Consider the following 9,702-nt stretch of genomic DNA (forward strand, 5'->3'; position numbering starts at 1 on the left):
CGCGCATCCCACACGTGTGTCGGGAGCACAACCAGCGCGTCCCACGCGGCGAGACGGCCATGCCTAGCACTGAGGACAAGACCGCACCCGCCTACCCCATTGACGGTGGCGCCGAGCGTCCAGACCCCGATTCCCTGACCACCGAGCAACCCTTCGAGGCACAGGCCGCCCGACGAAGCGGCTGGCGGATCATTCGCCGCCTCGCGCCCTACCTGTGGCCGAAAGGCGAGGCCTGGGTGAAACGCCGCGTGGTTCTCGCCATTGCCGCCTTGATCAGCGCCAAGCTGATCGCAGTGGGCCTGCCGTTTCTCTACTCGGGTGCTGTCGACCAGCTCGCCGGCAAGGCCCAGTCCGTGGCTGGCGTGTTCGCCATCGGCGCGATCGGTTTGACCATCGCCTACGGGATCGCACGCTTTTCAAACGTCGCATTCCAACAGTTGCGCGATGTGGTGTTCGCCCCGGTCGCGCAACGGGCGCTGCGCACAATCGCCCGGGCCACGATCTCGCACATCCACAATTTGTCGCTGCGGTACCACCTCGGTCGGCGGACCGGCGCCTTGAGCCGGATCATCGAGCGCGGCGTCAAGGGTGTCGCGACCTTGCTCGAATTCCTGCTGTTCAGCATCGCGCCGATGCTGCTCGAGCTGCTCATGATTTCGGTCATCCTGGTGGTGGTTTTCGATGTCCGCTACGTGATGGTTGTCGCCGTCACCGTGGTGTTCTACGTCTGGTTCACCACCGTTGTCACGGAATGGCGGGTGAAGATCCGACGCGAGATGAACGACCGTGACAAGGAGGCCAACCAGAAGGCCATCGACGGCTTGCTCAACTACGAAACGGTCAAGTACTTCAACGCGGAGCGTCTGGAATCCGAGCGCTATGACACCGCCATGGCCGGCTACGAGCACGCCTCGATCCGTTCCGTCCGCTCGCTTGCCGCCTTGAATCTGGGCCAATCGTTCGTGATCAACGCGGGTTTGGTGCTGGTGCTGTGTCTGGCGGCACGCGACGTGGCCCTCGGTGAACTCACCGTCGGCGGCTTTGTGATGGTCAACGCCTACATGATGCAGGTGATGATGCCGCTCGACTTCCTCGGCTACGTGTACCGGGAAATCCGCCAGGCGCTGATCGACATGAGCGAGATGTACGAGCTGCTGGAGCAGCGGGTCGAAGTGACGGACCGTGACGACGCCACCGAGCTCGAACTGGCGGGCGGCGAAATCCACTTTGACCGAGTGGCCTTCAGCTACGATGGCGAGCGCACCATCCTGGACGAGTTCGACCTGACCGTCGGTGCAGGGCAGACGGTCGCCATCGTCGGGGCGTCGGGTTCCGGAAAGTCGACCATCGGCCGGGTGCTGTTTCGCTTCTATGACGTGGCTCGGGGCGCGGTTCGCATCGACGGTCAGGACATTCGGGATGTGACGCAGGACAGCCTGCATCGCGCGATTGGCGTCGTGCCGCAAGACACCGTGCTGTTCAACGACACGATCTTCTACAACATCGCCTACGGTCGTTCGGACGCGACGCCAGACGACGTCACCGCAGCGGCGAGGGCCGCCAAGATCAGCGACTTCGTCGAGAACCTGCCCGACGGCTACGAGACGCGTGTCGGGGAACGAGGCCTGAAGCTCTCAGGCGGGGAAAAACAACGTGTTGGCATTGCCCGCACCCTGCTCAAGGACCCGGCGATCCTGATTCTCGATGAAGCCACATCGGCGTTGGACACGCACACGGAACAGGAAATCCAGGAGAGCCTGCACGCCATGGCAGAGGGGCGCACGGTTATCGTCATTGCTCACCGGCTGTCCACCGTCGTCGACGCCGACCAGATCGTCGTGCTCCGTGACGGCCGCATCGCGGAGTTGGGCACGCACGATGCCCTCCTGTCGCAGCGCGGCGTGTACGCCGGCATGTGGGAGCAACAGCAGAAGCAGGCTGATAACCACTCGCCTTGAGCTGCGCGGCGACGCAAGAGAGCGTCGACCCCAACGTGAAACGGCAGTCTAGGCCTCCGCGTAGCAGACCGCCTGCAGCTTGTTCCCGTCCGGGTCACGCACGTACGCCGCGTAGTAGTGTTCGCTGTAGTGTGGTCGCAACCCGGGCGGACCTTCGTCCAGACCGCCATTCGCCAGGGCGGTGCGGTGGAAGTCGTCGACCACCTGTCGGCTCCTGGCGTGGAAGGCCACGTGCGTGCCGTTGCCCCAGGTGGCAGGCCGGCCATCGAAGGGCTTGAACAAATACAGGTATGGCATCTCACCGTCGACCGCGTAGGCGGGCGGCTTGCCGGGCGGTTTCGGCACGCGAATGAACCCGAGCAGCGGCATCACGGCGTCGTAAAACGCCGCCGCGGTGTCGTAGTCGTTGGTGCCCAAGGTGATGTGGCTGATCAAGGCGTGGGACATGCGGGACACTCCAGTCAATTCAACACGGGTTGGCAGCGAGGCCATCAGCCGGTGACCTGATCCACCGGCAGATCGGGCAGCACCGGGCTGATGAAGAACGGTGCAACGATGTGTTCCTCGGCGCACGCCGCCACGACGGACGGCCGCTGCGCGAGCGCCTCGAGCAGGCGGTGCACGAGCGGGAGCGTCTCCGCGTCAATCTGCGCCGTTGCCGAGGGCGACGGGTACAACTGCCACCACCGGCACAGGGCCGCGAGATAGACGTCGAGCGCCGACAACGCGTCGCCCAGAAACCAGGGGCCCTCCGGGGTCGAGGCGAGTTCGGCCTCGATCAACTGCAGGTGCCCCGTGAAACGCCGGCGCATGCCGTCCAGCAGCGCAGCCTCTGCCACCGCGCCGTCGACGTAGTCGTCGGCGTTGAAACACGCGCGCAGGTCCGCGTGCAGCGTGTTGGAGAGGTAGACCAGCCACTGCAGAAAGCGCGCTCGCGCAACACCGGACGGTGGTGCCATGGCCGCGTGTGCGTCGCACAGGTGTAACAGGATGGCCGCCGTCTCGAAGATCGGCTGGCCGTTGTCGACCAACACCGGGATCAGCCCCTGCGGGTTCAACGCGAGGTAGTCAGCCTGCTTGTGCTCGCGCTTCGCGCGGTCGAGCCAAACCGTCTCGAAGGGCGCGTCCAGCTCGTGCAGCAGCATGCGGACCACGAGGTTGGCACTGTCCGGTGAGCCCAGCAGCCTGTACCGACCGGTCACCGCACCGGCCTCGTTCCGGCGCTGGAAGAGGACTGAACACCGACACAGAAGAGACAGGCTGTCTTACAACCGGAGGCACGGAACGTCACCCACTTCACTCCACATTCCACTCTGCCGGCGATGGTACCGACGGGTGGTGACGAATGCACCTACGGCCGACCCTTTTGCCACTCAAGCTGAACAGATCGACGAGATGGTCCGCGTTTCCGCCGATTCAGGAACACCCACTTCATGGCTGCCAAATGCGGAAACTCGATCAACATGCCAATCGTGATGGCCGTGTAGATCAGCGGCTGATCCGGGTAGGCGACCGTGGCCAAGCCCAACATCAGGGGTGCATTGCGCGCACCGGTCGTGAAGGACAGCAAGCTGTGTTCCGGGAAATCGAGTCGAACCACTCTGGCTGCCCATTCGGACAACACAAAGGTGACCGAGAAAAAACAGAACACGGCGAGCAACACCTGCGGCACGATGGTCAGGTGCGCGGGCAGGGAGTCGACGTTCGCGGCAAAGATCAACGCCACCAACAGCGCCAACACAGCCGGAATGGCGGCTGAGCAGACTGGGAGCAGCCGATCGACGATACGGTGCAGCAGCAGTCGCGCTGCCATCGCCGCTGCAAGCGGTTGAAAGAACCACTCAACCAACGCGGTCAGCTCGACAGGGTGCACGTTTCCTGAGCCGAACACCGTCATGTACACCGGAAACAGCAACAGCTGCGTCGCCATGTTGATCGGAAGCAAGGCTGCACCCAACGCTACATTGCCGCCAACCAACCGGGTGAAGCCGAGGTACCAGTCTGTGCAGGGCGCGACGAAGTAGATCATCAACCCCAAGAAAAAGAGCGGCTCCGCGCCCAGGAACAGCGAGGCAACAGCGAAGCCAACAAACGGTATGACGAGGAAATTGAGCGTCCACGCCAGTGCGATGAACCGCACGTTAGTCGCCCCGCGGAGAACGCCTCCCAAGGGCAGCTCGAACAACAGCAGGAACATCAGAACCAACAAAACCGGGTCGATCCACTGCGTCGCAGTCTGAGCAAGCCCTGGCGACGCGCCGCCCACCAGCGAACCTGTTGCTATCGCGAGAACGAGAAGGCTTGTCGTGCCTCCCAACGTCCGTGGCACCGACGCCATCAGACCGGTCAGCACGGCGACAAGTCCGGTTCGACCAGCCACTAGCAGTAGCACTGTTGCGATTCGCAACAGCTGAAATCGTCCAGCACCATACCGGCTTGCTGGTAGTGGTCGAGAATCGCTGTATCGAGCTCCAGCTCGGCGGCGATGATGCTGCAGGGCGCAACAAAGCGGCCGCGAAATTTGTAAATGAAGCACAGCACGACGTTCCCGTGCACCAGTCTGGAACCGGTCAGAAACAGGTTTCGGTGACGCGTTGATTCATCGTACTTGTTCACCCGTGGCGACCCGTCCTCTGCGGTCTCAAACAACGCCGCAACGGGCCCCAAGTGCGCCTCGAAACCGGTGCAATTGATCGGCACGCCCACACTGCGGCACGTTTTCCCTGTGGTTGACCGGATGTCATAGCCCCCCTCGACGGCCCGGACCGCGTCGACCCGGAAACCCTGCTCCAGCTCGACAAGCTCCATGTTCGCCATGGATGCCAACCGCTCCATCGTGTAGGGGCTCAGAACCCGACTCGGGTCGAACGTGTCAGGCCGCCCGCTGTTGGCGTCGAGCAAGGTCACCCGCTTGCCACGAATCGCAAGATTGAAAGCGGCATCGACCCCGCTCTCGTAACTCCCGATCACGGCGTAATGATCCGAACGGCAGTCATCCCACGAACCCACCTGGCTGTTGTGCTGACACAGCTCACTTCCGGAAAACCCAGTCAGGCGCGGTCGAGCGAACTCCCCGCCGGCCCAGATCAGGTACTGGGCATGCAGTGCATTGCCCGACCCGTCGGTGAGCACAAAACCGTCTCCGTCCTGCGGCGTCACCTGGTCGACACGAGTGTGTTCCCGAACACCCAGCTCGTAGTGGGCAGCAACGCTGCGCAGGTACGCCGCATACTCTGCGCCACTGGGGTGCTCTTTGCCCAAACTGAACGCCGGTGAGGTGTCCGGCGTGATCGCGTTCAAGTCGGTCTGGTGATACCCGTTACTCGGAAACGAGGGCGTGATCATGCGCATCTCGTTGGGCCAACGTTCGAAGCTGCTGCCCACAACGTTCGTCTCGAGAATCGCCAGATCGTCCTTCGCAATGCCCATCTGCTTGAGCAGCACGGCGCAGCCCAGGCCGGCCGGACCCGCCCCCACGATGGCCACCTTTGCCTGATTCACATCAGCGTCCCGACACGCTTTAGAGAAGTGTTATATTATAACATTACGAATCCCATGAGGGCGCGTGTTGACAGTGTCGCCGTGTTTCGCTTGCCGCTGATCACACGAAACGCACCAGCCCGCACCACGGATTCCGAAAGCCACCGACGGGCTCAAACCACAGTCGCGGTTCCACGATAGACTTCCACCACCGCCACCGAGACACGCGGCACACCCGAGCACAGCGCACGGCACCTCCGCACGCACCACACCGTCGCCAGCACACACCCGGGCAGTGTCCGCCGAGATTCATCCCATGACCTACACGCCCTCCCCGCAACGCTACGACACCATGGCGTACCGCCACTGCGGTCGCTCGGGGCTGAAACTGCCCGCTGTGTCCCTCGGCCTCTGGCACAACTTCGGCGACGACGCACGGCACGACACCAAGCGCGCGATCTGCCGGACCGCATTCGACCTCGGGATCACACACTTCGATCTCGCCAACAATTACGGCCCGCCACCGGGCAGCGCGGAGCTCGCCTTTGGCGACATCCTGCGCACCGATTTCGCCGGCCACCGGGACGAACTGATCATCTCCTCCAAGGCGGGGTACGACATGTGGCCCGGGCCCTACGGCGAGTGGGGCAGCCGAAAGTACCTGATCGCGTCCTGCGACCAATCGCTCAAGCGCATGGGGCTCGACTACGTCGACATCTTCTATTCCCACCGCCACGACCCCGACACCCCGCTCGAAGAGACCATGGGCGCGCTCGACCACATCGTGCGCTCGGGCCGCGCGCTCTACGTCGGTATTTCCAGCTACAACTCCGAACACACGCGTCAGGCGGTCGCGATCCTGAACGACCTCGGCACGCCCTGCCTGATTCACCAGCCGGCCTACAACATGCTCAACCGCTGGGTCGAACGCGACGGACTGAAAGACACCCTCACCGAGCTGGGCGTGGGCTCGATTGCCTTCACGCCGCTCGCGCAGGGCATGCTGACCGACAAGTACCTCGACGCCGTGCCTGAAGGCAGCCGCGCCACCCAGGGCAAGTCCCTGCTGGACGGCTTCATCAACGAACGCGCCCTCGGCAACATCCGCGCGCTGAACGAAATCGCCCGCGGTCGCGGCCAAACCCTGGCACAGATGGCCATCGCCTGGGTGCTGCGCGACAACGGCATCACCTCTGCGCTGATCGGCGCATCCCGGCCCGAGCAGGTGGTCGATTGCGTCGGCGCGGTTAGCAAGCTCGACTTTACGCCGAACGAACTCACCGAAATCGATCAGTACGCCATCGAAGAAGACATCAACTTGTGGGCGAAGTCGTCGCAGACGGATTGAGGGCGTGCTGAGCACGCGGTTTATCCAAACCATTACACGGGAGTCTTGGCACCGCAGCGCAGCAAGCCGAATGTGGTTAGGTTTACTACTCGCAACCTGACCTGACCTGACCTGACCTAACAGCCACCGATTCTGTGTCCGTGGATTGGGTATCAGATCAATTTTTCGCTGGCATTCTCGTTCCGGAGCTGTGATCCATCGCGGAACAGCTGCAACAGAGTTCTACAACAGCACATATTGCTCTGGTGTGCGTATTCCGCGTTGTACTTCTCGCTCGATGCTTCGCCTCAGCGACACCGAACCCTTCAACGCTTCGCTTCGGGATTGACGCTGGATTCGCGGACGATGTCTTCGACCGTTTGCACCATCTCTACTTTTAGCTAACGTTTGGTATCACCAGCGGCGTGCGTGACAAGACGTTCCATGGATGACCCTGTTTGCGCTGCTTTACCAGATTGAGCGGGGAAGTGTTCTTTTAAAAATAGTAAAACATCTTTCCAGCTCGCCCAAAATACATCATGACTTGCTGCATAGACCAGATGCCTGTGCGCGTGGGGATAGTGAAACCGATTCAAGCGATTGATAATCCGATTAGACATTTCCATTGAAGGCCATACGTCATCGTACTTGCCGGACAGCAGCAAAGTCGATGCGGACATTTTTTCTACCTGGATTACAGCGTTTTCTGTAAAGTTCGGCTCGTCAATAATGCCATACCAAGGGTCGAAGGATGCCAGACTACCGCTGCAAATACTCGGTATTTCTTCACCTCTAAAGGTCCAAGCCGAGCCGCATGGATTTATTTTGATCTCGTGGTCCAGAACAGATGGATCTCGATGATAGGGCCCCCAGACATAGGCGCTGGGAGACGCCGCGATCACCACATCGATTTCTGTGAAATGGCTAGCCAGCAGGAGCGCTAACTCGCCTCCCCGACTTGTCCCGTACATCGCGACACTACCCCCATGAATTCCCGGCTGCTTGGCGAGCCAGTCTATCGCGGTCTTAAAATATTCCAGCGGGATTTCTTTCAGAATAGAAGGCAGCTCACCAACGTCACTGTAATCAAAGTAAGACAAAGCAAGAACTGCGTAGCCTCTATTTTCTTCCTTTTCAAGATCCTCAAGGACACCCCGGTATCGATCGTTCCGGCGCAAGAAATTGCCGCCATCGGACCCACCGAAAATAATAATAGGGCGCTGCTCGACCACGCCTTCTTTATAGTAAAAATCCCCTACTAGACCACTATCAGTGACCTCTACGTGCTCAAATGCAGAAACGGTATTGACATATACAACAAAGAAAATCAGATAGCACAGGATCACTTTACTCTTCATGGCCTACCTCTCGCTAGCTGCATCATCAGGCGGCGTGCCACGAAGAAGCACGCCCTACCTGATCGTCCTGCCCATGGCCGTGCCGTCGGTCTTTTCCATGGGCCAGAGAAACAGTCCCGCCATCGTCAAGCCGCGGGGCGCTTTCTCGCCGAGACGGTTTACGTACTCCAAGAGTCTCACCCGAGCCCGTTGAGCAGCAGAAAGCACAGCCTCAGACAAGAGGTGATCGGGGATCTCCTGCTTCTATCCCTCTGGATCTTAATATACGAGCCCAATAAATAAACCTGAATCGGATTCCGAAAGCTCAGCGATCGTGCGTTGGCGGTTGACGTCTCCGCAGATGTTGATCTCGATACTTACACTCATCACGCTTCTTTGCGCCGGAATAAGCCGCGTTGCGGTAGCAGTGTCAAGGCACCGAAGAGAACGGGTTCAATGCACTGGTCAGGTGGCATTTTGTTTTTCCATCTTGCGAAAGATTAATAATAATAGAATTGTGGAAATAACTATTGCGAGGCTAAACATAGCGAAAAGCACCGTATACGCATACGTTTCACCCGTACTCTCCAGAAATCTTTCTACACCCATAACACGAAGAGGAATTGTTAGAGAATATGAAGCGCCAATGTAAACGGCGTAGCTAGTGGCAAGCGCTAGAAAACCGTTCAGTCTTGCATCCCTTCTCCTAGCTATAAATTTGCAGACAACCACAAATGCGGCTGGCCAAATAAAGCCGAGACAGATTAATACTACTCCTTCCCAACCTACATCCATGACGCCAACTAACGCTCGCAGCAGCGGGCGCGCGGTAAGCGTTTCCGGCGACCATAGGGAGCATACTGCCTGCTCTTGTTAGACAGCATTTTATCGCGATTGTGCACGAGTCTTAGCCACATTCGCCCATTCGATTTTATCCAGTACTAACTCCGGATATGCTTCAAGCACAGGATTTATCAAATTCAGACTCAACTCACCCATGATCTTCCCAAATTCTATCTTCAGCTTCTCCTGCTCACTATCACTTAGCCCTATCAAGGCCTCCCGCAATGCATCGTCGAGCGCATAAATTGCATCTATCGCACCATCGCGCACATGCCGGGCCGATTCCGCAGTACTTGGTGCCATACACAACCTCTAATTGACTGTCTAACGCCTCGCATCAGCCGCCAACGAACGGCGTAGCCGTGAGGTGGTCAGACTGCATGCGCTTGTTAGGCGGCATTTCCGAAAAAAATTCTTCTACCTGCATAAACTATCAATCCAAGTCGGAAAATCTGGAAACTCCTCGTTGGCCCGCTGAACTACCTCCTCTGGAGAAACCTCTGGTGCCCCCGAGTGCAGTTTTGCAAAGCTTACAAATTTATCGCCCACTTTAGTTGGGGAGGGTCCGTACTCCACTGCTTCCATTGGACCGACTCCGACGGCAAGCAGCCAAAGGTAATCATTAAAGGAGCATGCCACGACCCCTCTCGCGCCTTCTGAGCCTAGGAAAACAATTGGTTGCTCTAAGACGTCTTCACTGTCCCTAACAAGCCAAAATGCAGCGTATCCACCTGTCCCATCCTCGCCAAATATTCGA

Annotated in this window: 9 protein-coding genes; 2 read left to right on the top strand and 7 right to left on the bottom strand. The window is 59.4% G+C overall.

The features are described 5' to 3' along the window. The first annotated feature begins 59 nt into the window (after positions 1-59). The gene (locus tag AAGA11_21795) at positions 60-1,958 is read left to right on the top strand and encodes an ABC transporter ATP-binding protein/permease (GenBank protein MEM9605507.1); all 1,899 of its coding nucleotides are present in this window, start codon (positions 60-62) and stop codon (positions 1,956-1,958) included. 48 nt (positions 1,959-2,006) lie between these two features. On the opposite strand, the gene AAGA11_21800 is transcribed toward AAGA11_21795, so the two are convergent. From AAGA11_21800 to AAGA11_21815, 4 genes are all read right to left on the bottom strand, one after another. Then, positions 2,007-2,405 (bottom strand): VOC family protein, encoded by a 399-nt coding sequence (locus AAGA11_21800; GenBank protein ID MEM9605508.1) that lies wholly within the window; start codon positions 2,403-2,405, stop codon positions 2,007-2,009. A gap of 44 nt (positions 2,406-2,449) precedes the next feature. Next, positions 2,450-3,160 carry a glutathione S-transferase family protein gene (locus AAGA11_21805; GenBank protein MEM9605509.1) on the bottom strand — a complete coding sequence of 237 codons (711 nt, stop codon included), beginning with the start codon at positions 3,158-3,160 and terminating at the stop codon, positions 2,450-2,452. Positions 3,161-3,309: 149 nt separating this feature from the next. Further along, the gene (locus AAGA11_21810; protein MEM9605510.1) at positions 3,310-4,296 is read right to left on the bottom strand and encodes an arsenic resistance protein; all 987 of its coding nucleotides are present in this window, start codon (positions 4,294-4,296) and stop codon (positions 3,310-3,312) included. 41 nt (positions 4,297-4,337) lie between these two features. Beyond that, positions 4,338-5,459 (bottom strand): NAD(P)-binding domain-containing protein, encoded by a 1,122-nt coding sequence (locus tag AAGA11_21815; protein MEM9605511.1) that lies wholly within the window; start codon positions 5,457-5,459, stop codon positions 4,338-4,340. Positions 5,460-5,754: 295 nt separating this feature from the next. Between AAGA11_21815 and mgrA the strand changes: the two genes are divergently transcribed. Beyond that, a complete protein-coding gene (mgrA, locus tag AAGA11_21820) occupies positions 5,755-6,786 on the top strand; it encodes an L-glyceraldehyde 3-phosphate reductase (protein ID MEM9605512.1) in 1,032 nt (343 codons plus the stop codon). 380 nt (positions 6,787-7,166) lie between these two features. Here the strand turns inward: mgrA and AAGA11_21825 are convergent, their stop codons facing one another. The 3 genes from AAGA11_21825 to AAGA11_21835 all read right to left on the bottom strand — a co-directional run. Continuing rightward, positions 7,167-8,123: an acyl-CoA thioester hydrolase/BAAT C-terminal domain-containing protein gene (locus AAGA11_21825; protein MEM9605513.1), complete on the bottom strand. Its 957-nt coding sequence runs from the start codon at positions 8,121-8,123 to the stop codon at positions 7,167-7,169. 864 nt (positions 8,124-8,987) lie between these two features. Next, entirely contained in the window at positions 8,988-9,248 is a 261-nt protein-coding gene (locus tag AAGA11_21830) for a hypothetical protein (protein MEM9605514.1), read from the bottom strand. Positions 9,249-9,362: 114 nt separating this feature from the next. Continuing rightward, on the bottom strand, positions 9,363-9,702 hold a 340-nt coding region (locus AAGA11_21835; protein MEM9605515.1), incomplete at its 5' end, for an SMI1/KNR4 family protein.

Source organism: Pseudomonadota bacterium (genome assembly GCA_039196715.1).
Lineage (GTDB): Bacteria > Pseudomonadota > Gammaproteobacteria > CALCKW01 > CALCKW01 > CALCKW01.

Bases quoted from the DNA above. Each gene is read 5' to 3' on its own strand.
- AAGA11_21800 (MEM9605508.1), bottom strand. From the start codon at position 2,405: ATGTCCCACGCCTTGATCAGCCACATCACCTTGGGCACCAACGACTAC.
- AAGA11_21795 (MEM9605507.1), top strand. From the start codon at position 60: ATGCCTAGCACTGAGGACAAGACCGCACCCGCCTACCCCATTGACGGT.
- AAGA11_21830 (MEM9605514.1), bottom strand. From the start codon at position 9,248: ATGGCACCAAGTACTGCGGAATCGGCCCGGCATGTGCGCGATGGTGCG.
- AAGA11_21810 (MEM9605510.1), bottom strand. From the start codon at position 4,296: ATGGCGTCGGTGCCACGGACGTTGGGAGGCACGACAAGCCTTCTCGTT.
- AAGA11_21825 (MEM9605513.1), bottom strand. From the start codon at position 8,123: ATGAAGAGTAAAGTGATCCTGTGCTATCTGATTTTCTTTGTTGTATAT.
- mgrA (MEM9605512.1), top strand. From the start codon at position 5,755: ATGACCTACACGCCCTCCCCGCAACGCTACGACACCATGGCGTACCGC.